24 protein-coding genes are annotated in these 24,679 nt (G+C 61.7%); 7 read left to right on the top strand and 17 right to left on the bottom strand.

All coding sequences use genetic code 11. The features are described 5' to 3' along the window. The first annotated feature begins 12 nt into the window (after positions 1-12). Positions 13-540 carry a molybdenum cofactor biosynthesis protein B gene (gene moaB / locus GRI34_RS04015; RefSeq protein WP_160594836.1) on the top strand — a complete coding sequence of 176 codons (528 nt, stop codon included), beginning with the start codon at positions 13-15 and terminating at the stop codon, positions 538-540. Here moaB and GRI34_RS04010 read toward each other — a convergent pair. Continuing rightward, positions 537-1,049, bottom strand: a complete 513-nt coding sequence (locus GRI34_RS04010; protein ID WP_160594835.1) for a YcxB family protein — start codon at positions 1,047-1,049, stop codon at positions 537-539. The two genes, moaB and GRI34_RS04010, sit on opposite strands and share 4 nt — an antisense overlap. Before the next feature lie 90 nt (positions 1,050-1,139). Here GRI34_RS04010 and GRI34_RS04005 point away from each other — a divergent pair, with 90 nt between their 5' ends. Further along, positions 1,140-2,225: a PA0069 family radical SAM protein gene (locus GRI34_RS04005; protein WP_160596382.1), complete on the top strand. Its 1,086-nt coding sequence runs from the start codon at positions 1,140-1,142 to the stop codon at positions 2,223-2,225. Between the two features lie 44 nt (positions 2,226-2,269). Further along, the gene (locus GRI34_RS04000) at positions 2,270-2,881 is read left to right on the top strand and encodes a hypothetical protein (RefSeq protein WP_160594834.1); all 612 of its coding nucleotides are present in this window, start codon (positions 2,270-2,272) and stop codon (positions 2,879-2,881) included. Between the two features lie 11 nt (positions 2,882-2,892). Here GRI34_RS04000 and GRI34_RS03995 read toward each other — a convergent pair whose 3' ends face one another. The 10 genes from GRI34_RS03995 to GRI34_RS03950 all read right to left on the bottom strand — a co-directional run bounded on the left by GRI34_RS03995 (position 2,893) and on the right by GRI34_RS03950 (position 12,753). Next, positions 2,893-3,324, bottom strand: coding sequence for a DUF1330 domain-containing protein (locus GRI34_RS03995; protein ID WP_160594833.1), 432 nt, complete (start codon positions 3,322-3,324; stop codon positions 2,893-2,895). Between the two features lie 10 nt (positions 3,325-3,334). Beyond that, positions 3,335-3,880 (bottom strand): pseudouridine synthase, encoded by a 546-nt coding sequence (locus GRI34_RS03990; RefSeq protein WP_160594832.1) that lies wholly within the window; start codon positions 3,878-3,880, stop codon positions 3,335-3,337. Further along, positions 3,877-5,475, bottom strand: a complete 1,599-nt coding sequence (locus tag GRI34_RS03985; protein WP_160594831.1) for a long-chain fatty acid--CoA ligase — start codon at positions 5,473-5,475, stop codon at positions 3,877-3,879. Before GRI34_RS03985 ends, GRI34_RS03990 begins: the two co-directional genes overlap by 4 nt. A gap of 44 nt (positions 5,476-5,519) precedes the next feature. Continuing rightward, positions 5,520-8,993: a DNA polymerase III subunit alpha gene (gene dnaE / locus GRI34_RS03980; RefSeq protein WP_160594830.1), complete on the bottom strand. Its 3,474-nt coding sequence runs from the start codon at positions 8,991-8,993 to the stop codon at positions 5,520-5,522. A 74-nt stretch (positions 8,994-9,067) separates the two neighbouring features. Beyond that, positions 9,068-9,397 (bottom strand): hypothetical protein, encoded by a 330-nt coding sequence (locus GRI34_RS03975; protein ID WP_160594829.1) that lies wholly within the window; start codon positions 9,395-9,397, stop codon positions 9,068-9,070. A gap of 31 nt (positions 9,398-9,428) precedes the next feature. After that, entirely contained in the window at positions 9,429-9,908 is a 480-nt protein-coding gene (locus GRI34_RS03970; RefSeq protein WP_160594828.1) for a glutathione peroxidase, read from the bottom strand. Next, positions 9,905-10,438, bottom strand: coding sequence for a hypothetical protein (locus GRI34_RS03965; RefSeq protein WP_160594827.1), 534 nt, complete (start codon positions 10,436-10,438; stop codon positions 9,905-9,907). The genes GRI34_RS03970 and GRI34_RS03965 overlap by 4 nt, the downstream gene beginning before the upstream one ends. Positions 10,439-10,518: 80 nt before the next feature. Continuing rightward, positions 10,519-10,797, bottom strand: coding sequence for a hypothetical protein (locus GRI34_RS03960; protein ID WP_160594826.1), 279 nt, complete (start codon positions 10,795-10,797; stop codon positions 10,519-10,521). A 47-nt stretch (positions 10,798-10,844) separates the two neighbouring features. Beyond that, positions 10,845-11,519, bottom strand: coding sequence for an ABC transporter ATP-binding protein (locus GRI34_RS03955; RefSeq protein ID WP_160594825.1), 675 nt, complete (start codon positions 11,517-11,519; stop codon positions 10,845-10,847). Continuing rightward, positions 11,512-12,753: a lipoprotein-releasing ABC transporter permease subunit gene (locus tag GRI34_RS03950; protein WP_160594824.1), complete on the bottom strand. Its 1,242-nt coding sequence runs from the start codon at positions 12,751-12,753 to the stop codon at positions 11,512-11,514. The genes GRI34_RS03955 and GRI34_RS03950 overlap by 8 nt, the downstream gene beginning before the upstream one ends. A 167-nt stretch (positions 12,754-12,920) precedes the next feature. On the opposite strand from GRI34_RS03950, the gene purF reads away from it, so the two are divergent. The 3 genes from purF (at position 12,921) to GRI34_RS03935 (ending at position 15,587) form a co-directional block, all read left to right on the top strand. Further along, positions 12,921-14,408, top strand: a complete 1,488-nt coding sequence (gene purF / locus GRI34_RS03945) for an amidophosphoribosyltransferase (RefSeq protein WP_160594823.1) — start codon at positions 12,921-12,923, stop codon at positions 14,406-14,408. Between the two features lies 1 nt (position 14,409). Continuing rightward, positions 14,410-15,120, top strand: coding sequence for an SDR family NAD(P)-dependent oxidoreductase (locus GRI34_RS03940; RefSeq protein ID WP_160594822.1), 711 nt, complete (start codon positions 14,410-14,412; stop codon positions 15,118-15,120). Between the two features lie 119 nt (positions 15,121-15,239). Continuing rightward, positions 15,240-15,587, top strand: coding sequence for a PilZ domain-containing protein (locus GRI34_RS03935; protein WP_090479507.1), 348 nt, complete (start codon positions 15,240-15,242; stop codon positions 15,585-15,587). Positions 15,588-15,716: 129 nt separating this feature from the next. On the opposite strand, the gene GRI34_RS03930 is transcribed toward GRI34_RS03935, so the two are convergent. The 6 genes from GRI34_RS03930 to GRI34_RS03905 are packed head-to-tail and all read right to left on the bottom strand — an operon-like array spanning position 15,717 to position 23,547. Next, positions 15,717-16,916: a serine hydrolase domain-containing protein gene (locus tag GRI34_RS03930; RefSeq protein WP_160594821.1), complete on the bottom strand. Its 1,200-nt coding sequence runs from the start codon at positions 16,914-16,916 to the stop codon at positions 15,717-15,719. Further along, on the bottom strand, positions 16,916-18,163 hold the full coding sequence (locus tag GRI34_RS03925; protein WP_160594820.1) for an SAM-dependent methyltransferase: 1,248 nt from the start codon (positions 18,161-18,163) through the stop codon (positions 16,916-16,918). Before GRI34_RS03925 ends, GRI34_RS03930 begins: the two co-directional genes overlap by 1 nt. Positions 18,164-18,204: 41 nt before the next feature. Continuing rightward, positions 18,205-19,599: a cryptochrome/photolyase family protein gene (locus GRI34_RS03920; RefSeq protein ID WP_160594819.1), complete on the bottom strand. Its 1,395-nt coding sequence runs from the start codon at positions 19,597-19,599 to the stop codon at positions 18,205-18,207. Positions 19,600-19,605: 6 nt separating this feature from the next. Then, positions 19,606-20,550, bottom strand: a complete 945-nt coding sequence (locus GRI34_RS03915; RefSeq protein ID WP_160594818.1) for a metal-dependent hydrolase — start codon at positions 20,548-20,550, stop codon at positions 19,606-19,608. Positions 20,551-20,569: 19 nt separating this feature from the next. Further along, positions 20,570-21,604 carry a 2-oxoacid:ferredoxin oxidoreductase subunit beta gene (locus GRI34_RS03910; protein ID WP_160594817.1) on the bottom strand — a complete coding sequence of 345 codons (1,035 nt, stop codon included), beginning with the start codon at positions 21,602-21,604 and terminating at the stop codon, positions 20,570-20,572. Further along, a complete protein-coding gene (locus tag GRI34_RS03905; RefSeq protein ID WP_160594816.1) occupies positions 21,601-23,547 on the bottom strand; it encodes a 2-oxoacid:acceptor oxidoreductase subunit alpha in 1,947 nt (648 codons plus the stop codon). The genes GRI34_RS03910 and GRI34_RS03905 overlap by 4 nt, the downstream gene beginning before the upstream one ends. A 175-nt stretch (positions 23,548-23,722) precedes the next feature. Here GRI34_RS03905 and GRI34_RS03900 point away from each other — a divergent pair, with 175 nt between their 5' ends. Further along, positions 23,723-24,673 carry an alpha/beta hydrolase gene (locus GRI34_RS03900; RefSeq protein WP_160594815.1) on the top strand — a complete coding sequence of 317 codons (951 nt, stop codon included), beginning with the start codon at positions 23,723-23,725 and terminating at the stop codon, positions 24,671-24,673. Positions 24,674-24,679 lie beyond the last annotated feature (6 nt).

The following is a 24,679-nucleotide window of genomic DNA, read 5'->3' as shown; positions in this document are numbered from 1 at the left end:
GAGGGCACGCTGATGGCGATCGACGAAAGCCTCGAGTTCAAGCCGGTGAACATCGCGCTGCTGACGATTTCCGACAGCCGCAGTGTTGCCGAAGATACCTCTGGCGATATTCTTGCGGGCCGGATCGAAGCGAGCGGGCATCGCCTTTCGGCACGCGAAATCAGCAAGGATGACAAGAACGAGATCGCGGCGCACCTCCATCGCTGGATTGACGACGAACAAGTCGATGCCGTCATCACCACCGGCGGGACCGGGCTGACCGGCAGGGACGTGACGCCGGAGGCCTTGGACCGCGTGAAGGACAAGGACATCCCGGGTTTCGGGGAGTACTTCCGCTACATCAGTATCGAGAGCATCGGGACGAGCACCATCCAGAGCCGGGCCTGTGCAGTGCTCGCGCGCGGGACTTACATATTCGCGCTTCCCGGATCGAATGGTGCCGTGAAAGATGGGTGGGACAAGATCCTCGCCTATCAACTCGACAGCCGCCACCGCCCCTGCAATTTCGTCGACATCATGCCGCGCCTGCGGGAGCGCTAGAAACGCTTGATTCCTGCCGATTCGAGCGCAGCAATCAGCGCTCGACAACTATCGCCCAGAGCTTCCTTCGGGATCGGATTGAAAAACGCTTCCGTCTGGTGGAGCAGGATCATGGTGCCCGTTTCCGACCAGGCGTAAAGCTCATCAAACGGGATACGAGCATGGCCGCGCCGATTGGAGAAGCGGACCGCCTCATTGTCGAACTCGATCTGGTTTTCGTCGCGCAGCGCGGCGCTTTGTCGATACTGCCTGCGCATTATGATCGGGGCGATGAGATAGGGGATCAGCCAGATCAGCGGGATACCCAGAACCACCAGGAGAATGGTCGTCAACCGCAAGGCGCCATCCTCGTATAGATCGAGTGCCACCAGGACGACCGCCAGCAGGATGACGGCGATGAAGAGGTAGCGCATCGGTTTCTGGAACACGCGGCGCTGAAAATAATGGCGCCCGGCCTCCGCCAGTTCAGCCTCTGCCACGCGATAGGTATAGGGTCCGTTCAATGCCATCGCCGACAGCTTCGCGCATCATGCAAGCGGATACAAGACACCGCCGCACATTGTCTGGACGCCGCCCTTTGTTCCTCTTATGTTCTCATGATGGAGAAAAGCCCTGAGTCGCCTGTTGCGGGCCGCGGTGCGCAGTCAGGCGCGGTCCCTACCCGCTTCGGCCTTGCCACGCGCGAGGTCGATGGGGACTGGCGCGATCACATGGAAGCTTTGGATGGTCCGCCGGTAAAGCTGCGCACGCATGTGACGGAGGAAAAGCCGCGCACCATCCTCAGCTTCAACCAATCGCCTGACATCTTCTTCGATAGGTCGATCAACGCCTATCGAGGGTGCGAGCATGGCTGCGTATATTGCTTTGCCCGCCCTACCCATGCCTATCACGATCTGTCGCCCGGGCTGGATTTCGAGACCCGGTTGTTCGCGAAGCCGAAAGCGGCGGAACTCCTTCGCGCGACACTGTCGAAGCCCAAATACCGCCCGAGGCCCATTGCCATGGGGACCAACACCGACCCCTACCAGCCGATCGAGCGGCGCTATCGCATCACGCGTCAAATGCTGGAAGTCTGCCTCGACGCGCGCCACCCCGTCACGATCACCACCAAGTCGGACAGGGTGTGCGACGATCTGGACCTGCTGACAGAAATGGCAGAGCGCAGGCTTGTCGCGGTTGCCATTTCGGTGACCAGCCTCGACCCCAAGCTGTCGGGAAAGCTCGAACCGCGCGCAGCATCGCCTGCCAAGCGACTCTCCGCATTGCAGAAACTGGCCGAGGCAGGTGTGCCGACCCACTGCTCCGTCGCGCCGGTCATCCCGGCTATCACCGACGAATTCATGGAGGAGATCGTCCAGCGCGCCGCCGCCATCAAGGTGGGCAGCGTGGGCTGGATTCCGCTCCGCCTGCCGCACGAAGTCGCCCCGCTGTTCCGCGAGTGGCTATCCGTCCACTACCCCGAACGCGGCGACAAGGTGATGAGCATCGTCCAGTCGATCCGCAACGGCAAGGACAACGACCCCAACTTCTTCTCGCGCCTCAAACCGACCGGCGTCTGGGCCGACCTCTTCCGCGCCAGGTTCCGCGTGGCCTGCAAGCGGGCAGGATTGGGCAAGGCGAAATTCGAACTGGATTGCACGCAGTTCAGGCCGCCTGCTGTCGGTGGGCAGTTACGGTTAATCTGAAATCGGATGTTAGCAACGAGCCAAGAATAGGTTATTGAACATTTATGAATAAAAAAAGTGAAAAACGAGAGCTCTGCAGCCAGTGCGGTAAACGCGGGGCAATTTGCACGATTGGTTCCGAACCTGTTTGTATTCAGTGCGAGCATGTTTTTCAGCAAAGCAGGTATATGCAATTTGCACAAAACGCTGCCATGATGAATCTTGCCAGCCAAGAGCTAGACGCGGTGGTTGGCATTGGTCCACCTTCACCACGCATAGCCATTCCTCCGGCGCCGGTGCCCCCGATATACTTCAATAGTCAGAGCGTGAACGTTTCCGGCAGCACTGTCGGTAATATCAACTTGGGCGTCGCAAGGGATATTCAATCTCACCTGCAAGTCCTAACCGAGAGTGGTAATGTTGCGCTGTCAGAAACGTTGGCGGAACTGACCAATGCGATCCTCAACGCTGAAGATGTAGATGAAAACTCTAAGAACGAACTTGTCGAACAAATCGCCCTTGTGACCGAGCAAGCAGCAGCGAAACCTGACGATAGAAAGCCGGGCCAAGTTAAGGCTATCGTGGGTGCCATCAAGGAGGGGGCGGATGCGATTTCTAGCGTTTCAGGGGCATGGAGCGCTGCGGAACCAATGATACGGACATTCTTCGGCATCTAATCCTAGGTTCATTAGAACCCCTCCCCCGCCTCACCCGGTGCAAACCGCACCAACCTGCTGTCTGCCAGAGCCGCCGTCCGATTGATCACCGCCTTCTGGTAGTCGGTATCCTTGATCATCTCGAAGAAGGCCCCTGCATTGGGATATTGCGCAACGAAGCCGTCGTGCCATTGCATCGCCTCCGGCCCGGTCACAACAGTTTGGAACGCGCCGCGCCACACGATGCTGCCTCCGACCCTCCGGAAGATCGGACCGCTGGTCTTGCCGTATTCCTCGTAGGCGCGGCGGCCACTCCAGCCATTGCCGTGGTGCTCGTGCCCCTCGGGATATTCCGCCTCATCACGATATTGGAGGAGGTTGAGCATGTGGATAGGCTCGTCGCGCGGGAGGTCCTTGAACGACTGGAAGTTGGCGGGGCTCGGGTTGATGTAGGTTGCGCTCACGTCTCTCTCCTCAGACTTCGATTTCACGGTAGGTGCCTGGCGCGATACCGTCGACGCTCCAGTCCCCGATGCGCCAGCGGATCAGGCGCAGCGTCGGCAGCCGAACCGCAGCTGTCATGCGGCGGACCTGGCGGTTGCGCCCCTCGGTGATCTCCAGCGCAATCCAGCTATCGGGCACGCTCTTGCGATAGCGCACCGGTGCATCGCGATCCCAGACAGGCGGCGGTTCGATACGTTTCGCACGGGCAGGCCGCGTCATGCCGTCCTTGAGCTCCACGCCGTGTGCCAGTTTCTCCAGAGCATCGTCGTCAGCCTCGCCTTCTACCTGCACCAGATAGGTCTTCGCCATCTTGTAGCGCGGCTCTGCAATGCGCGATTGCAGCCTGCCGTCGTCGGTCAGCAGGAGCAGCCCTTCGCTATCCTTGTCGAGCCTGCCCGCAGGATAGACGCCCGGCACATCGACCAGATGCGCCAGCGTATCGTCCACCCCTTCCTTGCCCCCGGTGAACTGCGACAGGACACCGAAAGGCTTGTTCAGCAGGACAAGCCTGCTCACGTCTCGAGCTTGTAGTCGGCGAACCGGTCGCGCAGGTCCTTCTTGCTGATCTTGCCGGTGGCGGTGTGCGGGATGTCGTCCACGAATTCGACCGCATCGGGCAGCCACCACTTGGCGATCTTGTCAGACAGGAAGTTGACGACCTGTTCTGCGGTGACGTCCTGCCCCTCTTTCTTGACCACGAACAGGACCGGGCGTTCGTCCCACTTGGGATGGTACATACCGATGCAGGCAGCCTCGGCGACGCCGGGGTGGCCCACGGCCGCGTTTTCAAGCTCCACAGAGCTGATCCATTCGCCGCCGGACTTGATCACGTCCTTCGTGCGGTCGGTCAGTTGCAGGGTGCCGTCGGGATGCAGCATGCCGACATCGCCGGTGTCGAACCAGCCATCCTCGGTCACCGCATCCTCTTCCGCTTTGAAGTAACGCTTCACCACCCAGGGACCACGAATTTGCAAGGCGCCCGAAGTCTCGCCATCGCGCGGCAGAACCTTGGTCGGATCGTCGAGGTCGATAGTACGTAGCTCGACGCCGAAGATCGGACGGCCCTGCTTCATGGTCTTGAGGACCTTTTCCTCGAAGCTGAGCTGGTCCCAGTCATGCGTCGGGCCGCCCACCGTGCCGATGGGAGAGGTTTCGGTCATGCCCCAGGCGTGCTGAACACGCGTGCCGTTCTTCATCAACCGCTCGATCATGAACCTCGGCGCGGCAGACCCCCCGATGGTGGCGGCCTTGAGCGGCGGCAGGTCGATACCCTCCGCGTCGCAATACTGGAAATGGGCGAGCCAGACGGTGGGAACGCCCGCGCTGTCGGTAACGCCTTCCTTGAGCATCATCTCGTGCAGCACCGAAGGGTCGTTGACCGCGCTGAAGACGAATTTGATGCCCGCCATCGCGCCTGCATAGGGAAGCCCCCAGCTGGCCGCGTGGAACATCGGGACCACCGGCAGCATCACCGAGGATGCACTGAAATTGAAAGTCGAGGGCTGCAAGCCCGCAAGCGCATGCAGCACCGTGCTGCGGTGTTCGTACTGGACACCCTTGGGATTGCCCGTGGTTCCGCTGGTGTAGCAGATCATGCACGGATCGCGCTCGTCTCCTTCAACCCATTGGAAGTCGCCCGATTGCTCGCCGATCCAGTCTTCGAACGAGGTCGTATGCTCGCCGCTATCGAAGCAGATGTAATGCTGCACCGTCTTCCACCGGTCGCGCATCTTGTCGACGATCGGCTGAAAGGCGGCATCGTAAATCATCACGCGGTCTTCGGCGTGATTGACGATGTATTCGAGCTGGTCCTCGAACAGGCGCGGGTTCACCGTGTGGAGGACGCCGCCCATCCCCGCGACACCATACCAACTGACGAGGTGGCGGGAGTGGTTCATCGCGAGGCTGGCAACCTTGTCGCCCTTCTTCAGCCCGAGCGCCTGCAGCGCCTGCGCCATCTTCAGCGCATCGGTGCGAATTCCGGCCCAATTCGTGCGCGTCTCGCTTCCGTCCGCCCAGCGTGTGACGATTTCGCGATCCGGTGCTTCGCGCGCCGCGTGATCGATCACGTGGGTTACGCGCATAGTCCAGTCCTGCATCGCTCCGAGCATTCGTCTCTCCTCTCTCGTCCCCGGCCCGTCCGTGCGGGCCCGAATTAGCTGACGAGTCGAAGATGTGCTCCGCCGCGCCGCTTGTCGAGCTGCACCTTGGCAAGGCTCGGCACGCTTGCCAAGCGTTCGGCTAGCTCCCCGTCGAGCGCGAAATTGCGGCCAAGACGCATGACGGGATCGGCAGCCTCGCCAGTCCGTAGCGTCACGAGCACTTCGTCCTTGCCCCCGACGGCCTCGAGCAATTCTGCTTTCAGGGCCTCAAGCGCTGCCGCATCGTGCACGTCCAGCGTCATGATCATCGGCATGGACCCACGCACTTCGGCAAGCGGCGTGCCTCCGCGAACGGTGATCCGCGGCGGCTCGTCGGGACTGGGGGAATCCAGCTCCACCTGCAGCAGGATGCAGGTCTGCTCTTCCGCCCAGGTGAGGAATTTGTCGACCATGCTTTCTTCAAAGCAGGCTGCGCTGAACTGGCCTGTGGCATCCGAGAAGTCCGCGCGGATAAAGGGCTTGCCGCGCCGCGTGGTGCCCTTGTTCACCTTCTCCACCATGGCCGCCATGACCGCGTTCGAGCGGCCACCAGCAGGCGCACCGCCCGCCATGAGCGAGGCGAAGGTCCGCGCGCCATTGGCAGAGGCTACGTCCTTCCACGCTGCCACCGGATGGGCGGAGAAGTAAAACCCGAAATTCTCGCGTTCGCGCGCCATGCGTTCGACCCGCGGCCAGTCCTCGACTTCTTTCAGACGCAGCGTGTCGCTTTGTTCTTCTTCACCTCCGAACAGGCCGGCCTGCCCGCTCGAGCGTTCGCGTTCCGCGGCATCGGCCACGGCCAAGAGGAGGTCGGCATTCTCGAAGACCTTGGCACGGTTGGACTCCAACGCGTCGAGTGCGCCTGCACTCGCCAGCGCTTCCAGCTGCCGCGAATTGAGCGAGCCCTTGGGAATGCGCTGGAACAGGTCCTGCAGGCTTTCGAACTGGCCCGAAACCTGGCGCTCATGGACAATGGCATCCATCGCCTTTTCGCCGACATTGCGGATGCCTGCCAGCGCATAACGCACGGCATAGCCGTCATCGGTCTGTTCGACCGTGAATTCGGCCTCGGACTTGTTGAGGCACGGTGGCTCGACCGCGATACCCTGCCGCCGCGCATCATCGACGAAGATCGTCAGCTTTTCCGACTGGTGCATGTCGAAGCACATGGAAGCGGCGAAGAACTCCTCGGGGTAATGCGCCTTCATCCACGCGGTCTGGTAAGCAAGCAGTGCGTAAGCGGCAGCGTGCGACTTGTTGAAGCCGTAGCCCGCGAACTTGTCGATCAAGTCGAAAAGCTCATTCGCCTTGGCCTTCTCGATGCCCGAGACTTCCTTGCACCCGGTCACGAAGCGTTCGCGCTGGATGTCCATTTCTGCCTGGACCTTCTTACCCATCGCGCGGCGCAGCAAGTCTGCATCGCCGAGCGAGTATCCGGCGAGGATCTGCGCGGCCTGCATGACCTGTTCCTGATAGACGAAGATGCCGTAGGTTTCGGCGAGGATGCCCTCCAGCTTCTCGTGCGGATACTCGATCGGCACCTCACCCGCCTTGCGCTTGCCGAAGAGCGGGATGTTGTCCATCGGGCCCGGACGATATAGCGAGACGAGTGCGATGATGTCGCCGAAATTGGTCGGCTTCACCGCCGTCAGCGTGCGGCGCATGCCTTCCGATTCCAGCTGGAAGACGCCGACAGTGTTACCCGCCTTCATCAATTCGTAGACAGCCGGATCGTCGAGCTCGAGCTGAGATAAATCGATCGTGATGTCGCGCTTCTTAAGCAGGTCGGTCGCCTTCTTGAGAACCGACAGGGTCTTCAGCCCGAGAAAGTCGAATTTGACGAGGCCGCTGCTCTCGACATTCTTCATGTCGTATTGCGTGACCGGCATATCCGAGCGCGGATCGCGGTAAAGCGGCACAAGCTGCGCCAAAGGTCGATCGCCGATCACCACACCTGCCGCGTGGGTCGAGCTGTTGCGGGGAAAACCTTCCAGCTGCATCGCGAGGTCGATGAGGCGTTTGACCTCGTTGTCGTTGTCGTATTCGGCCTTGAAATCTGCCGCCCCGTTGAGTGCGCGCGGCAGTGTCCACGGGTCGGTCGGATGGTTCGGCACCATCTTGCAGATGCGGTCGACATGGCCGTAGCTCATCTGCAGGATGCGGCCCGTATCGCGCAGCACGGCACGGGCCTTCAGCTTACCGAAGGTGATGATCTGCGCGACGTGGTCGTGCCCGTATTTCTGCTGCACGTAGCGGATCACCTCGCCGCGGCGGGTTTCGCAGAAGTCGATATCGAAGTCTGGCATCGAAACGCGTTCCGGGTTGAGGAAGCGTTCGAACAGCAGGCCCAGCTGGATGGGATCGAGATCGGTAATCGTCAACGCCCAAGCGACCAGGCTGCCTGCACCCGAGCCACGGCCCGGCCCGACGGGGATATCGTGATCCTTTGCCCACTTGATGAAGTCGGCAACGATCAGGAAGTAGCCGGGAAAGCCCATCTGGTTGATAATCCCGACCTCGTAATCGAGCCTGTCGAGATAGACCTTGCGCTCTTCCTCCGACATTTCACCATAGGGTTCGAGGCGCGCCTCCAGCCCCTTGCGGGCATCGGCTTCGAGCATACGCGCCTCGCCCTCGAGGTCGCCCGCGAGGCTGGGCAGGATCGGATCCCGATAGGGCGGCGCGTAAGCACACCGCTGCGCGATCACGAGCGAATTGGCCGTCGCCTCGGGAAGGTCGGCGAAGGCCTCTTCCATCATATGCGCGGTCTTAACATAGCCTTCCGGATTGGACTTGGGCCGCTCCTCCGCGTCGACATGCGTGGAATTGGCAATGCACAGCATGGCGTCATGCGCTTTATACATGTGCGGTTCGGCGAAGTTGGCCGGATTGGTGGCGACCAGCGGCAGGTCGCGGTCATACGCCAGATCGATCAGCGCCGCCTCGGCGACCTCTTCCACCGCGTTTCCTCGGCGCGCCAGTTCGACATAAAGCCGGCCCGGGAAAAGCGCTTCGAGCTTGTCGAGCATGGCAGTCGCGTGACTTACCTGACCTTCGGCGAGCAAGCGCGTTACGCCGCCTTCGCTGGCACCGGTAAGGGCGATCAGACCGTCGGTGTGGCCTTCGAAATCCTCGATCCTGATATGCGGCTCGAATTCGAGCGGCCGATCGAGATGCGCGCGGCTGACGAGGTGGCAGAGGTTGTCATAACCTTTCTCGTCCTGCGCATAGAGCGGCACGTAATCGACAACTCGCCCTTCTTCGTCACGCGCGACGCCGAGGAGCGTGCCGGTGATCGGCTGGATGCCCTCCGCCTTGCAGGCATTGGCGAACATGACCGCGCCATAGAGCCCGTTGCGGTCCGCAATCGCGATCGCGGGAAAGCCGCGTTCCTTCGCCAGCTTGGCCATTGCCTTGGGGTCGATCGCCCCTTCGAGCATCGAATAGGCGGACAGGACACGCAGGGGAACGAAGGGCTTGTAGGGCATCGCTCCAAATTAGTGATTTCCCACCAATTCGGAAGAGCGAGGCAAGTCTTATTCTCCACAGACGGTGGAGAAAATCAGTCGTCCCTCACCGCCGCGATCTTGCGCCGTGCGTCGCGGATGGTCGACCACGCGCCATAGGCGACCAGCACGCCGAGGAAGACCCACACCCAGACCGGGATATTGCGGCCCGCGATGGCGAGATAGAGATAGGCCGACACAAAGCAGAACCCTGCGCACAGCGTCGGGAGGACCGTGGATTTCTTCGCCCTCGCCCGTTTCACGAGCCACGCCATCGAGGCGAGGAAAAAAGGGATCGCGCCAACATAAATGGCGCCGAAGATGTACGGATTGACGCCATATTCGGCACCAAGCGACAGAAACCACTGATTGATATCGGCAAGCATGGCCTATCCTTCGCTCGCTACGCCTGCGCGGTTACAGCAGCTTCTCGATATCCTTGGCGATGGCCTTGGGCGCATCGTTCGGACCGTAGCGCTTCACCACCTTGCCATCACGATCGATCAGGAACTTGGTGAAGTTCCATTTGATGGACCGGGAGCCCATGAGGCCGGGCTTTTCATTCTTCATCCAGTCGAACAGCGGACTGGCATCATCGCCATTGACGTCGACCTTGGCCATCAGAGGGAATGTCAGGCCGAAGTTCACCTTGCAGAATTGCTCGATCTCTTCGGCGTCGCCGGGTTCCTGGTTGCCGAACTGGTTGCAGGGAAAGGCCATGACCTCGAACCCCTTGTTCGAGTATTTCTGGAACAGCTTTTCCAGCCCGTCATACTGCGGCGTAAAACCGCACTTGCTGGCCGTATTCACCACCAGCAGGACCTTGCCGAGCTTTTCCGACAGGTCGACTTCCTCGCCCTTGTTGTTGGCTACGGTGAAATCGGCGATGGTTGTCATTCGGCTGCGTCCTTGCGGCGATATATGAGGTCGAAACTGTCGGTCCAGGTCTGGCCGTGATCGATACTGGCCTGTCCATACTGGCGGACCGAACCGTCGCCTTGCACGCTGTAGGTCATACGCACAAGCTGCGAATTGCCATGCGCATCCTTGCCCCAATAGCCGGTGAGGATCATCGTCCCCTCGTGCGGCCCACCGTCGAAGAAAACGCGTCCCGGGCGCGCACCGACCCATAGCTGGTGCCAGTTGTTCGTTTCCGGATCATAGGCCGACAGGCTCGTCCCGTGACCGCCGCGATAGGGCATCCAGGTCTCGCGAATTGCGCAGTTCGCGCTGACTTTCTCTATCCGGCTGTCGGCGATCGGATCGCCTCCTGCAGCAGGGGTCACCTGCCATTCGCCGACCCAAAAATCGAAGGCCTCGTAATTCTCCCCCTCGCAGCGAGGCGGTGGCGGAGGTGGCGTTGCTGGTTGAGGCGCGTCGGTGCTGGCGGCTTGCAGGAATAGCAGCGCGATACTCGTCGTGATCATGCAGAAGGTCCTCCCTGATCCCGCCGTAGCCTGAGGCGCTCCGCCAGGTCACAAGCTTTCGACCGACTGGCAAGTAACCCCTACGAGCGTGGAAAATCCGGACGTTTGGAGAGCTCGGCTATCTCTTCTGCATGGTACTCACGGTCGCCGGCCTTCTCGATGTAATAGCCGGCCCGCTCTTCCTCAGGCAGCAGCATCAAATGCTTCACGAGGTCGGCGAATGTGCCGGAGCGAAAGCCTTTGGCTGCGTCGAGGACACCGTCGCCGTCGCCAGTGCGATGCAAGGATGCCCTGTCATCCCACTGGATGCCGGGCGTGTGCGTGTCATCCGCCTTGAATGTGCTTGGGTGGTCGGTCATCGATTGTCTCCTTTCCCAAGCAACGAGCGAAGAGACCTTCGGGTCCACTAACCCAGCACGCCCTCGTGCAAGCGGACGACGCGATCCATTCGCTGGGCGAGGCGTTCGTTATGCGTCGCGACCAGCGCCGCACTGCCTTCCCCGCGGACAAGCTGCAGGAACTGCTCCAGCACCTTGTCAGAAGTCGCCTCGTCGAGGTTGCCGGTGGGTTCGTCGGCCAGAACCAGTGCCGGGCGGTTGGCGAGACCGCGTGCGACCGCAACGCGCTGCTGTTCGCCGCCGGAGAGCTGGCTTGGCCGGTGGGTGAGGCGGTGGCCGAGGCCCAGCGCGGTCAGCAGTTGCTCCGCACGGTCTTCCGCTTCGGCGCGTGGGCGTCCTGCGACGAGCTGGGGCAGGACCACGTTCTCGCGCGCATCGAAGTCCGGCAGGAGGTGGTGGAACTGGTAGACGAAGCCGAGATGATCGCGGCGCAGAGTCGTGCGGGCATTGGCATCGGATTTCTCTGCCGAATTCCCAGCGATCACGATCTCACCGCCGAAGCCGCCTTCGAGCAGGCCGACCGCTTGCAGCAGCGTAGACTTGCCCGACCCCGATGGTCCAAGCAGCGCCACGATCTCGCCGGGCATGATCTTCAGATCGACCCCGCGAAGCACGTCGATCCGTTCGCCGCCCTGCTCGAAACTGCGGGTCAGGCCTTTGAGTTCGACGACGGGATTACTCATAGCGAAGCACCTGTACGGGGTCCGTGCTCGCCGCCTTGAGCGCGGGATAAAGAGTAGCGAGGAAGCTCATCACCAGCGCAAGCCCGACGATCATGGCGATCTCGACCGGATCCACCTTGGCAGGGATCGCACTGAGGAAGCGAACCTGCGGGTCCCACAGGTCCGCGCCGGTCAGCCAGCTGATGCCCTTCACGATCTGCTCCCTGAATGCGAGCACCAGCGCCCCGAGCAGCAGACCCGCAAGGGTGCCGAGCGCGCCGACAGTGAAGCCGGTCGTCACGAAAATCTTGGTCAGGCTGCGGCGCGTCGCCCCCATCGTGCGCATGATCGCGATGTCGCGCGTCTTGGCACGGACCAGCATGACCAAGCTCGAAAGAATATTGAAAGCGGCAACCAAGACCATGAAACTCAATGCGAAAGCCATCGCAGCGCGTTCGACCTGGAGCGCTTCGAAGAGGGTCGAGTTGATCGTCTTCCAATCCTGGACGACTGCCCTGCCCGCCAATTGCATCTGTACCGGTTCGAGGATGGTTTCGACTTCGTCCGGATCGGTGACCTTCACCTCGATCATGCCGACCGTGTCACCGATCAACAGCAAGGTCTGCGCGTCCTGCATCGGCATGACTACGAAAGCGCCGTCATAATCATAGACACCGATCTCGAAGATCGCTGCCACCTCGTAGCCGACCTGGCGCGGGACCGTGCCGAAAGGGGTCGAGCGTCCCTGAGGGTTGATAACCGTGATCGTATCGCCGACCCTTGCGCCGATGTCCTCTGCAAGCCGCACGCCGATGGCGACCTTGGATGAGCCGGGCTGAAGCGCGTCCATGTTACCGCTGACCGTCTTCTGGCCCAGTTCGCGCAGGTCCTCCAGCGTATTGCCTCGCAGCAGGATCGCCTTTGCGCGGCCGTTGAATGTGACAAGCAGCGGCTGTTCGATCAAGGGAGATGCTTCGACAACGCCGGGAGTTTCGCGGACTTCCTGCAATACATTTTCCCAGTCATCCAGCTTTCCGCCATAAGCCTGCACGATGGCATGACCGTTCAGGCCCACGATCTTGTCGAGCAACTCGGCGCGGAAGCCGTTCATAACGCTCATCACGATGACCAGCATGGCCACCGAGAGCATGACCACGGTGATGGAAATGCCTGCGACAAGCGCAATGAATGCTTCGCTCCTGCCGGGGAGCAGGTAGCGCTTGGCGATGGCACGTTCGAATGGAGAAAGGATCAAGGCGGCTCTTGTCTGTCGTTGTCCGTGGCCAGAGCGTTTAGGCAGACAAATCTGGCCGCGCAATGAATTGCGCCGTTTGGTCCACCATTCTCCTGACCAATACCCTTGTAATCGGGCCGTAACATCGCCATTGGACCGCCATCGGTTGGCAGCGCGGACAGCACCCTGTGAAAACGCCCCTTGGGAACCTCACCCACCCTTTCCTCGACGAGGATGGCGACAAGCTGCGCGAAGAGTGCGGCGTATTCGGCGTTATCAACGCGGCGGACGCGTCGGCGGCCACCGCGCTCGGACTTCATGCCCTGCAGCATCGCGGCCAGGAAGCGGCCGGTATCGTTGCTTGGGACGGCGCTGAATTCCGCGCCCGTCGCGGCCTCGGCCACGTTGCCGAAAATTTCTCTTCCGCAGAGGCAATCGCCGAACTGCCAGGCCATATGGCTGCCGGCCACGTACGCTATTCGACGACTGGCGGCGCGGGCCTGCGCAACGTACAGCCTCTGTATGCCGATCTCGCCAGCGGCGGGTTCGCCGTCGCACACAATGGCAATATCTCGAACGCGGGCAAGCTGCGCGAAGAACTGGTGCAGCGCGGGGCGATTTTCCAGTCGACCTCCGACACCGAAGTCATCATCCACCTCGTCGCGACGAGCCGGTACCCCACAATCGTTGACCGCCTCGTGGACGCGCTGCGTCTGCTGGAAGGGGCCTATGCGCTCATCGTGATGACGCCGGAAGGCATGATCGCCTGCCGCGACCCGCTCGGTATCCGTCCGCTCGTCATGGGCCGGATCGGCGATGCCATCGCCTTTGCCAGTGAAAGCGTCGCCTTCGACGTAGTCGGCGCGGAAATGGTGCGCGAGGTCGAGCCGGGCGAACTGATCAGGGTCGATTATGACGGTAATGTGGATTCGCTTCACCCCTTCGGTACACACAAGCCGCGCCCCTGCATTTTCGAGCACGTCTATTTCAGCCGTCCCGACAGCTTTTTCGCAGGCCGCAGCGTCTACGAAGCGCGCAAGGCCATCGGCGCGGAACTCGCCAAGGAAAAGCCGGTGGAAGCCGATCTCGTCGTGCCCGTTCCGGACAGCGGCGTACCGGCCGCTATCGGATATGCGCAGGAAGCGGGCATCCCGTTCGAACTGGGCATCATCCGCTCGCACTATGTCGGCCGGACATTCATCCAGCCTTCCGACGGCGCGCGCCATGCCGGCGTGAAGCGCAAGCACAACGCCAACCGCAAGCTCGTGGAAGGCAAGCGGATCGTCCTCATCGATGATTCCATCGTGCGCGGCACCACTTCGATGCAGATCGTGGAGATGATGCGCGATGCGGGCGCCAAGGAAGTGCATTTCCGCGTGGCCAGCCCGCCGACCGCACACAGCTGCTATTACGGCGTCGATACGCCCGAACGCTCCAAGTTGCTGGCTGCACGCATGGATGTCGAACCCATGCGCGAATTCATCAAGGCGGACAGCCTCGCCTTCGTATCGATCGACGGACTTTATCGCGCCGTCGGCGAAAAGCCGCGCGTGAAGGATTGTCCGCAATTCTGCGACGCCTGCTTCACCGGGGACTACCCGACCTCGCTGACCGATCTCAACCGGCGCGAAGACAAGCAGAAACAGCTCGCATTTCCGGTAAACAAGGTCGCCTGACATGACGAAACCGCTCGATGGAAAACTCGCCCTGGTCACGGGTGCGAGCAAGGGTATCGGAGCCGCAACGGCCATCGCCCTTGCCGAAGCGGGCGCGCACGTGGTCCTTACCGGCAGGGATGTCCGGGCGCTCGAACAGGTCGAGGACCAGATCCATGCCGTCGGTGGGGCATCGACCATCGCTCCTGTCGACCTGGCTGAAAGCGACGGGATCGCACGCTTGTCGTCGGCTATTTCCAGCCGCTGGGAAAAGCTCGATATCCTTGTTATTTCTGCAGCTTACCTTCCGGCCTTGACACCGGTTACCCAGATCGACGGCAAGCAATTGAGCCAGGCGGTTACGGTCAACGTGCTGGCAACGCAGGCGTTGCTGGCGAATTTCGACCCACTGTTGAAGCGCGCGGATGCCGCTCGCGTGATCGGGCTGACCAGCAGTGTCGGCGAGACGCCCCGCGCCTATTGGTCTGCCTATGGCAGTACGAAGGCCGCATTCGACAACCTGCTCGAATCCTATGCGCAGGAAGTCGAGAAAATTTCCGGTGTGCGCGTAGCCATCATCGATCCGGGTGCAACGCGCACCACGATGCGGGCAAAGGCCTATCCCGGGGAAGACCCACAGACAGTCAAGCCGCCTCAAGCGGTCGGCTCGCGGCTAGTGGAGCTGCTTGTTAACGATTTCGAGACCCGTCACCGAGAGCGGATCGAAAGTTAGGTTAACCTTATACCGCGACTCTTCCGTAATCCTCCTGAGAGAGATTCCGCTAAACAACACGCGCGTTTTTACCCGGACGTGCAGTTTCGGAAAAATTCAGTCTCAGCAAGGTGCCGGATATGACCTACCAGACCCAGGATCGCTACTCGGTAGCAGCGCAAGAAGACCGGTGCGCACCGCGTACCAAGCTCACCATCCCCGGCCAGCTTCGCGCGAGCGGTGGCCGCGCGTTCCAGACGGTGGTCCACGATTTGTCGATCTCCGGCTTCTCGGCAGCAGCGATCAACCGCATGCACGAGGGCCAGATGTGCTGGCTGACCCTACCCGGCCTGGAATCGTTGCAGGCGCAGGTCGTCTGGTGGGAAAACTGCATGGTCGGCTGTGCATTCAGCGAGCTTCTCTCGCCGATCGTCCATGACAACATCCTCGCCCGTTACAGCGGCGAAGGCGCCTACCGCCCCTACTGATTTCGCAAGACAGGCGACAGTGCCGACGCAATGGCGGCGACCGCTGGGCGCTGGCCTGAACCTTCGTCCGGTATCTCGTCGTCGGTGGCGGTGCGCCTTAGCGGCCTCCGCCACCACTCGTTTTCGGGTTCAGTCCGCCTCGGCTGCAATGCCATAGACGAGATCGCGGAACTTGCCTCGATAGGCGCTGCTCGTAGCCGTCGGCCAGTTGCTGACCACGGCCACCACCAGATCACTTTCCGGCACGATGGTAATCGCCTGACCGAAGATGCCCTGCGCGCCGTAAGCACCCTGCGGATAAGCCCACCACTGGTAACCGTATCCGAAGCCCGGTGCATTGGGGGCGAAGGAGACCTGCGCCGCGCCTGAATCGGCAAACCAGCCATCAGGTACTACGCCTTCGCCACCTTCGAGCACGAACTGGCCGAAACGGGCATAGTCCGAAAGGCGCAGCGAAAGGCAGCAGCCGCCGATATTGCCGCCGGTCAGGTCCTGCATCCAGAACAAGCCGCCTTCGAAGCCTGCGGGCTCCACGATCTTCTCCGCTGCATAGGCAGCGAGCGACCTGCCGGTAGCTTCCTCGACGATGAGGCCGAGCAAATTGGTCTCCAGCGTCTTGTAGACCCATTTCTCACCCGCCGGCGCCTCGCGCGTCAGAGTGCGGGCATAGGTCACTGCCTGCGATTCCCCTGCAACCGGCGCGATGGCCAGCATCTTCGCAACATCGCTGTCGGGATCTGTGTAATCCTCATTCCACGCCACGCCCGACGTCATCGTGGCGATCTGACCAACCGTGACGCCATCGTAAGCGGTGCCCGCGAGGGCGGGAATGATCGACGTCACCGGCGTATCGAGGCTTTCGATGTGCCCATCCTCGATCGCCGAACCGAGCAGGGATGACGTGAAGCTCTTGGCGACGGAGAAGCTGGTCCAGCGGTCCTGCGCGCCAAGGCCCAGGCCATATTCCTCAAACCGGAGCCTCCCTTCTTCGAGAACCATTACCCCGCCGGCCTGCGTGTCGGCCATGAAGCTGCGGATTGCGGCGACGGTTTCGGCATCGAGGCTTTCTCCGCGGGGGAAAGTGCGCACGGTATTGGCCGGCGCAACTTCCAGGCCCGGGAACAGGGATTCCATGTCGCGGAAAGCAGCGGATCGGCGCTCGTCGCTCCAGAACAGGATCGAATCGCCCGGATCCATGCTCGCCATCTGCTCCGGCATGCTCTGGCTTACGGCGGGAGGCGCGGCATCGGCCGTCTCGACCGGTCCCGAATAGGCTGCAGAGCATCCGGCCACGGCCAAGGCAGTCATCGAAGCAAGTATCGCACGCATCATCTCTCTCCCTCATTCACCAGTGTTATCTGGTGCACATCGATTCCGCCGCCACGGAAGCCGCCTTCGCAATACATCAGGTAGTAGCGCCACAAATTGCAGAATTGCTCATCGAATCCTTGCGGCAGTTCGCCATCGCGTTCCGCGCGGTCGAATGCCTCGCGCCAGATGCGCAGGGTTTCCGCGTAGTCGAGCCCGAAATCGGACTGATCGCGCCACTCAAGGCCGCGCTCCTCTGCAAGTTTGCGGAACTCGCTCGTCCTGATCAGCAAGCCGCCGGGGAAGATGTAGGCCTGGATGAAGTCGGCGCTCTTTGCGTAATCGTCGAACAACTCGTCGCGCATCGAGATGTACTGGATTGCGGCGCGTCCACCCGGTTTCAAATTGCGCGCGATGCAGTCCATGAAGGTGGGCCAGTATTCCCTGCCGAGCGCTTCGACCATCTCCACGCTGACGATGGCGTCGTAGCTGCCCGCAGTGTCGCGATAGTCCTGCTTGCGGAAATCGACCGCCGGATCGTGGCGTTGCCTCGCCCATTGCAGCTGTTCGTCGGACAGGCTGATCGCCGTGACGCCACTGCCTCGTGATGCAAAGAAATCGGCCAGAGCGCCCCACCCGCAGCCGATCTCGAGCAGGCGCTCGTGATCGCCAAGCCGCGATGCCAATGCATCCCACTTGCGTCTCTGACCGACTTCGAGAGCGTCGTCTCCAATCCCGAGACCGGAGGAATAGCTCATCGTGGGATCGAGCCAAGCGGCGTAGAAATCGTTTCCGAGATCGTAATGGGCGCTGATATTCTTCTGCGCGCCTTCATGCGTATTGCGATTGACCAGATGCGCCAGTTTCAACCCGTGGCGGAAAGGCCCCTTGGCCCGCGCCGTGTCTCCGAGACGGGAGGCATGCTTCATGAACAGTGCAAACAGTGGTACGGGATCGGGGCTCCACCACTCTCCCGATTCCCACGCCTGATACCAGCCCACCGATCCGTTGCTGGCAAGGCGGACCAGCGCGTTCCAGCTGCGCAATTCTACGTCGCACTCGAAGCCGGGATTGCGGCCGCCAAGGACACGCTTCGTACCATCTGGCAAAGTTGCGCGGATCGCACCGGAGACGACCGCCTCGTCGATACGATCGAGGATCTTGCCGAAGCCGGGAGCGACTAGCCGTGCCAGGAACCCCGGCTTGCGGGCGAAGGGCTTCGCTCCTTCGACGAGATTGCGTCCGCGCTGGCTGGTAGGCATGTCCATGGGCGCCGCTATGCCGTGCGGCGAAGCGGGCGACAAGTCCGCTACGACTTGCTTGCCCTATACGCTTCCAGCGCCCGTTCGCGCGCTTCCTTGTGCCCGATCATCTTGACCGGATAGTCGCCGCGCTTGTCATCAGGTGGATCGTGGATTTCATCATCGGACAGGCCTCCCAGTTCCGGAACGTATTCACGAATATAATCCGCGGCATCGAATTTCTCGCTCTGCGTAAGCGGGGCCATGATCCGGCTGAACATATTGCTGTCGACCCCGGTGCCGCTGATCCATTGCCAGTTGACGCCGTTATTACCGTAATCGGCATCCACCAGGCAGTCCCAGTACCACTGCTCGCCGAAGCGCCAGTCGATCAGCAGGTGTTTGACGAGAAAGCTGGCGCAGATCATCCGCACGCGGTTGTGCATCCAGCCCGTCTGCCACAGCTGGCGCATCCCCGCATCGACGATTGGGTAGCCGGTCATCCCGCGCTGCCAGCATTTCAAGTCTTCCTCGATCAGGTGGCCGGCATTCGGATTACGCCACAAGGTCCGCTCATCATAATCGCGATAGCTCTCGCGTGGATAGTCGGGGAACTGGTCGATCACGTTCTGGGCGTAGTCGCGCCAGATGATCTCCTTTGCATAGGTTTTCCAACCGTCGCTGCGGCTGTCCTTGAGTTTGTGCCAGACCTGCGCCGGGCTGATTTCGCCCCAGTGGAGATGCGGCGACAGACGCGAGGTTATGTCCTTAGACGGCAGGTTGCGGCCCTCGTCATAGTCCGCTACCTGGTCCGTCCACCATTCGAGCCGCTCGTGCCCGGCCGCCTCGCCGAAATCCCAGAAATCGCGGATGCCGCCCGCCCAGTCGGGCTTTGTCGGGAGTAGATCCCAGTCACCCAGATCGTCGCTTTCCGGCCAGCTTTCGGGTGACGAAATGGTTTCCGGCTCACCCAGCACATCGCGCGGGGGCATGACTTCGAGCATGGATTTCGAGAAAGGCGTATAGATCTTGTAGGGATCGCCCGAGCCTGTCGTCACCGAGCCTGGCGGCAGCAGGTAATTACCATCATAGAGGCACAGCTTGCGATCTTCGCCAAGCGCATCGCGAAGCTCGTCCTCTGCCTCTTTCCACCACGGCTCGTAATGGCGCATGGCGTGGACGCAGCTTGCCCCAACCTCATCGGCGATCGAGGCGAGGATCTGAGGCGCATCGCCTTTGCGCAGGACGTTCTTCGAGCGGCGGCTACCTAAGCCCTTCCCGAGGCTCTCCAGCGAATAATGCAGCCACACCAGAGAGGCCCCGCCATAGGCATGATCGCCTGCCCGGTCCTGATCGAGGACGAAGACGGGTATGACTGGACCGGCCTGGGCGGCGGCATGGAGTGCGGGCTGGTCCGCCATGCGCAGATCGCGCCGCAGCCAGACGATTTGTGGTGAGCTCATGCGGTCCTAACCGCTGTTCCCTCCCGAGAGTTCCGTCTTGACCCCTTCGCAAATGTCGGACGGCAGCCTCACCTCGAAACGCCCCGTGGCGCGGGGATCGGAAAAGCGCGCATCCCTCAGCCACAGCGTCCCGTCTTCCTCGGGCACGATGTAGGGCGTTCGCGCCCAGAACAGGAAGGCATCGATCTGGCTGTCGGAGGCGCGAGCACGCTCCAGATCGCAGCGGTCGAGCGGCACGCCGGGAAAGGTAGTATCCTCGCCAAGCGTGTACAGCCCGTTGCCCCCGGTTATCATGTCGCGTTTCCATGACCACAGCGGCGGCGGGCTGGCGATGACGATCTCGGTCCCGGTCGGACTGCCCGTGACTCCGCGCTCGGCATTGCCGGTGATGAAGCCCTGCAACGCTATGTAGATGCCGGCGATCGAGAGAGCGAGTTTGGCTGGCTGCTTCCACTCCCCGCCCCGCTTCTCGCGCCGCAAGGAAAACCAGGTGGCGAAGCCCAAGAGGACCCACAGCCAGATATCGATGATGAAAAGCGTGTCGCCGTAGAACCACTGGCTGGAGAAAGGCTCAAGCAAGCGGATGCCGTAGACGTTTAGCCAGTCGAGCGCCGGGTGGGTCAGGCAGCCAATGAAGCTCAGCAAGAACAGCCATTTAAAGCTGACCGGCAACCGGGCGGCTGGTCGTTTGCCGCGACCTGCCTGCCATTTGTCGTATGCGTAGAGCAGCCCCGCCAATATCAGCGGCAGCATTACCAGCGCTGGCGGGCCATGCGTTATCCCGCGTCGGAAGCCGAGATGCTCCACGCCCTCCAGCCAGAACAGGCACGCCGCATCCACATCCGGCAGGTTCGCACCGATGATCAGCGCGGGCATGGCGAGCCCGGTTTTCTTCTTGAGCCCCGCCTGCCCGATCAGTGCGCCGACGAGGCTGTGCGTCAGATTATCCATGAGGCAGGACTATTCCGGCCTAAACCGGGTCCTGCGCCGTACCGCTGACGGTCCAGGTCTGACCCTTGCCGAGCAGCTTGGCGAGGTTGGCTTCCTTGCCCTCGCTCGCCTTCTTGCGCTCTTCGATCACCGCGTCCTCGAAGGTCGGGCGCGGATCGTCGTAAAGCACGCCGAGCGCCATCGGGAACGGGCCGAAGGGCATTTCGATCAGCATATGCGCGACAGAGCGGTTGGTAACGTCGTGGACGATCACGCCCGCCGCTTCCCAATCGCCATCCGTCACATCGACGACTTCCAGGCTCAGCGTTTCGCGATTGAGCGCGATGCCCTTGGTGTCGCCTGCAAACAGCATCGGCTTGCCATTCTCCAGCCAGAGCTGGCGATCTTCCGCCCCCTTGGGCGCGGCGAAATCGTTGAAGACGTCCTTGTTGTAGACGATGCAGTTCTGGAAAATCTCGATGAAAGCCGCACCCTTGTGGGCATGGGCTGCCTTGAGGACATCGGGCAAGTGCTTCGACACGTCGAACCCGCGTCCGATGAAACGCGCACCGCTACCGAGGGCGAATGCCGCCGGGCGTGCCGGATGGTCGTAGCTGCCGATCGGAGTCGATGGCGACTTGGTGCCTTCGCGGCTGGTCGGCGAGGCCTGACCCTTGGTGAGGCCGTAGATCTCGTTGTTGAACAGCATGATCTGCATGTTCACGTTGCGGCGCAGGACATGCATCAAGTGGTTGCCGCCGATGGACAGGCCATCGCCGTCACCTGTTACCAGCCACACGTCGAGGTCCGGATTGGCAAGCTTTGCGCCGGTCGCGAAAGCAGGCGCGCGCCCGTGGATCGTGTGGAAGCCGTAGCTCTCGATGTAATAGGGGAAACGGCTCGAACAGCCGATGCCCGAAATGAACACCGTGTTCGCAGGGTCCGCCCCCAGCTGCGGCAACGTGCGCTGCACGGCCTTCAGGATGGCATAGTCACCGCACCCCGGACACCAGCGAACCTCCTGATCAGTTTCCCAGTCCTTGAGGGTCGTTTCGATTTTCACAGGAGCGTTCATTTCGCACCTCCATCCGTGCTCGGAAGCTGTTGGTCGTTGGCCGGGACCTGCCCGCCTTCGTTGCCGGGGATATCGTCGAAGAACTTGCCGATTTCACGTTCCAATTCAGCGATCTGGAAGGGCTGGCCGCTGGTCTTGGTGAGCGGCTGCGCATCGACGAGGAACTGGTCGCGCAGTACGGTCTTGAACTGGCCCGTATTCATTTCCGGCACGAGGACGTGGTCGAAGCCACGCAGCAGGTCGCCGAGATTCTTCGGCATCGGCCAGATATGGCGCACGTGGATGTGGCTCACGTCCATGCCGTTGGCGCGGCAGTTGTCGACTGCGCGGTGGATTGGGCCATAGGTCGAACCCCAGCCAACGACTGCCAGCTTGCCGGACGTCTCGCCAAGGCAGACGTCCTGGTCGGGCACGGCGATATTGTCGACCTTGGCCTTGCGCAGGTCGGTCATGCGCTGGTGGTTGTCCGGCGAATAATCGATATTGCCGGTCAGCTCGTGCTTCTCGATCCCACCGATGCGATGCATCATGCCGGGCGTACCGGGCTTGATCCACGGACGCGCGCCCTTTTCGTCGCGCTTGTAGGGTAGCAGTTCCTCGCCGCGCGGTTCGGTCAGGAATTGGGCCGGGAACGGCTCGAAATCGGCCGGGTTCGGCACCTTCCACGGCTCGGCCGCATTGGCGATGTAGCCGTCAGTGAGCAGCATGACGGGCGTCATGTATTGGGTCGCGATGCGGCAGGCCTCGATAGCGACTTCGAACGCGTCGGACGGGCTGCGCGCAGCGATGACCGGCATGGGGGCATCGCCGTTACGGCCATAGACGGCCTGGTAAAGGTCGCTCTGTTCGGTCTTGGTCGGCAGGCCGGTCGAGGGGCCACCGCGCTGCGAGTTCACGATAACCAGCGGCAGCTCGGTCATGATGCCGAGCCCGATCGCTTCGGTCTTCAGCGCAATGCCCGGACCGGAGGACGAGGTCACGCCAAGCTGGCCGGCATAGCTTGCGCCGATGGCAGCGCAGATCGCGGCGATCTCGTCTTCCGCCTGGAAGGTGGTGACGCCGAATTCCTTGAGCCGCGCGAGGTGGTGGAGGATCGCCGAAGCGGGCGTGATCGGATAGCCGCCGAAGAACATCGGCAGCTCGGCCAGCTGCGCGCCTGCGACCAGCCCAAGGCTGACGGCTTCCGCGCCGGTGACGGTGCGATAAAGGCCGGGCGCGCTGGGCGTCGGGTCGATATGGACCTGCTTGAGCGGTCCGGCGAGTTCCGCCGTCTCGCCATAGGCATGACCTGCATCGAGCGCGGCAATATTGGCGTCGGCGATATCGGGCTTGGACTTGAACTTGGCCTTCAGCCAGTCATGGATAGGATCGCGCGGACGGTCGAACATCCACAGCGCGAGGCCCAGCGTCCACATGTTCTTGGACCGCAGCGCATCCTTGTTGCCGAGGCCGAAAGGCTTCACCGCCTCAATCGTCTTCTCGCTGATGTCGAACGCAAGCACGTCGAACTTGGCGAGGCTGCCGTCTTCCAGCGGGTTGGCGTCGTAATGCGCCTTGTCCAGATTACGCTTCGTAAAGGCGCCCGTGTCGGCGATGATCAGTCCGCCGGGCTTCAATGCAGCAATGTTCACCTTCAGCGCCGCCGGGTTCATCGCCACAAGCACATCGGGCGCATCGCCTGCCGTGTTGATTTCGCGGCTGCCGAAATTGATCTGGAAAGCCGAAACACCGAACAGCGTGCCCTGCGGCGCGCGGATTTCCGCCGGAAAATCGGGGAAAGTCGCCAGGTCGTTACCGGCCAGTGCGGTGGAGAGCGTGAACTGCCCGCCGGTCAGCTGCATACCATCGCCGGAATCTCCGGCGAAGCGCACAACCACGGCTTCGGGGCTTGCGGGAAGGCCGCTATGCGGCCGGTCGGCGTCGCTCGGGGCGGCTGTTGCCATCCGGTCAATTCCTTGTCGCGCACCGAGTTTCACGGCGCATTGTCAATGGGAGCGCCACCTAGGACCCGCTCCCTCCTCTCGCAATGAAGTTTCTCTGCTAGCCGCAAAAAGCGCAGTGGAAAAGCGTAGCCGACACGCTAAGTCTCTTTTCGCAACGAAAGAGGAGAGAGACGCCATGGCCGATACCGAACATTTTGTGCGCGACGATGTGCGCGGCTTCCTGGATATGCTGGAGCAGATCGGGGGCAAGGGCGTCGAAGAAGTGGGCGCGGTCGAAGGCCGTGTGCAGATGAAGACCATGGGCCAGCTGGCAGAAGCCCCGGCCCGCGACCTGCCGATCAAGAAGGACCTCTCCTGCCCCGGCCCCGCAGGCGATATCCCGCTGCGGTTCTATGACGCCAAGGACACGCGCGAAGCCGGTCCCTGCGTGATCTTCATCCATGGCGGCGGTTTCGTCATTGGCGATATCGAGGTTTACGATTCGCTGTGTACGGAAATCGCCCACCAGCTCGACCTGCCGGTGGTGTCGGTCGAGTATCGTCTCGCCCCCGAACACCCCTTCCCCGCTGCGCCGGACGATTGCGAAGCCGCGGCACGTTGGGTGGCATCTTCGCCCGAGGCGTTGGGCCGCGAAATCACCGGGCTCGTAATCACCGGCGATAGTGCGGGCGGTAATCTCACCATCGTAACCACGAACCAGCTCGTGAACGAACCCGCCGACGTGCCGGTGATCGTCCAGGCTCCGATCTATCCGGTGGCAAGCGACGTGTCGCAACATCGCAGCCTCAAGGACTTTGCCGAAGGTTTCCTCCTCACCGGCGCGGCTATGGCCTGGTTTACCGAGCAATATGGCGGCGACCCCAAGGATCCGCGCAACACGCCGATGGTCGGCGATTGCAGCAATACCCCGCCCACCGTGGTCTGCACCGCAGGCCTCGATCCCTTGCGCGATTCAGGCCGCGAATACGCCGCGCACCTGATCCAGCAGGGCACCGAAGTCATCTATCTTGAATTTCCCGGGATCATTCACGGCTTTACCACGCTAAGAAAAGCGATACCGAGCGGGCAGAAGGATCTCGATGCCTTCCTCGATGCGATCAAGCTGATGGTGGAGCGTTACAGGTGAGTGAAC

Source organism: Qipengyuania aquimaris, from assembly GCF_009827445.1.
In the GTDB taxonomy this organism is placed as follows: Bacteria; Pseudomonadota; Alphaproteobacteria; order Sphingomonadales; family Sphingomonadaceae; genus Qipengyuania; species Qipengyuania aquimaris.
The sequence above is the reverse complement of the archived record's forward strand: the minus strand, read 5'-3'. Positions and strand labels throughout refer to the sequence as shown.

Coding starts and splice junctions, on each gene's coding strand:
- moaB (WP_160594836.1), top strand. CDS start 13: ATGGCGATCGACGAAAGCCTCGAGTTCAAGCCGGTGAACATCGCGCTG.
- GRI34_RS04010 (WP_160594835.1), bottom strand. CDS start 1,049: ATGGCATTGAACGGACCCTATACCTATCGCGTGGCAGAGGCTGAACTG.
- GRI34_RS04005 (WP_160596382.1), top strand. CDS start 1,140: ATGGAGAAAAGCCCTGAGTCGCCTGTTGCGGGCCGCGGTGCGCAGTCA.
- GRI34_RS04000 (WP_160594834.1), top strand. CDS start 2,270: ATGAATAAAAAAAGTGAAAAACGAGAGCTCTGCAGCCAGTGCGGTAAA.
- GRI34_RS03985 (WP_160594831.1), bottom strand. CDS start 5,475: ATGCTCGGAGCGATGCAGGACTGGACTATGCGCGTAACCCACGTGATC.
- dnaE (WP_160594830.1), bottom strand. CDS start 8,993: ATGCCCTACAAGCCCTTCGTTCCCCTGCGTGTCCTGTCCGCCTATTCG.
- GRI34_RS03975 (WP_160594829.1), bottom strand. CDS start 9,397: ATGCTTGCCGATATCAATCAGTGGTTTCTGTCGCTTGGTGCCGAATAT.
- GRI34_RS03970 (WP_160594828.1), bottom strand. CDS start 9,908: ATGACAACCATCGCCGATTTCACCGTAGCCAACAACAAGGGCGAGGAA.
- GRI34_RS03965 (WP_160594827.1), bottom strand. CDS start 10,438: ATGATCACGACGAGTATCGCGCTGCTATTCCTGCAAGCCGCCAGCACC.
- GRI34_RS03960 (WP_160594826.1), bottom strand. CDS start 10,797: ATGACCGACCACCCAAGCACATTCAAGGCGGATGACACGCACACGCCC.
- GRI34_RS03955 (WP_160594825.1), bottom strand. CDS start 11,519: ATGAGTAATCCCGTCGTCGAACTCAAAGGCCTGACCCGCAGTTTCGAG.
- GRI34_RS03940 (WP_160594822.1), top strand. CDS start 14,410: ATGACGAAACCGCTCGATGGAAAACTCGCCCTGGTCACGGGTGCGAGC.
- GRI34_RS03935 (WP_090479507.1), top strand. CDS start 15,240: ATGACCTACCAGACCCAGGATCGCTACTCGGTAGCAGCGCAAGAAGAC.
- GRI34_RS03930 (WP_160594821.1), bottom strand. CDS start 16,916: ATGCGTGCGATACTTGCTTCGATGACTGCCTTGGCCGTGGCCGGATGC.
- GRI34_RS03925 (WP_160594820.1), bottom strand. CDS start 18,163: ATGGACATGCCTACCAGCCAGCGCGGACGCAATCTCGTCGAAGGAGCG.
- GRI34_RS03920 (WP_160594819.1), bottom strand. CDS start 19,599: ATGAGCTCACCACAAATCGTCTGGCTGCGGCGCGATCTGCGCATGGCG.
- GRI34_RS03915 (WP_160594818.1), bottom strand. CDS start 20,550: ATGGATAATCTGACGCACAGCCTCGTCGGCGCACTGATCGGGCAGGCG.
- GRI34_RS03910 (WP_160594817.1), bottom strand. CDS start 21,604: ATGAACGCTCCTGTGAAAATCGAAACGACCCTCAAGGACTGGGAAACT.
- GRI34_RS03905 (WP_160594816.1), bottom strand. CDS start 23,547: ATGGCAACAGCCGCCCCGAGCGACGCCGACCGGCCGCATAGCGGCCTT.
- GRI34_RS03900 (WP_160594815.1), top strand. CDS start 23,723: ATGGCCGATACCGAACATTTTGTGCGCGACGATGTGCGCGGCTTCCTG.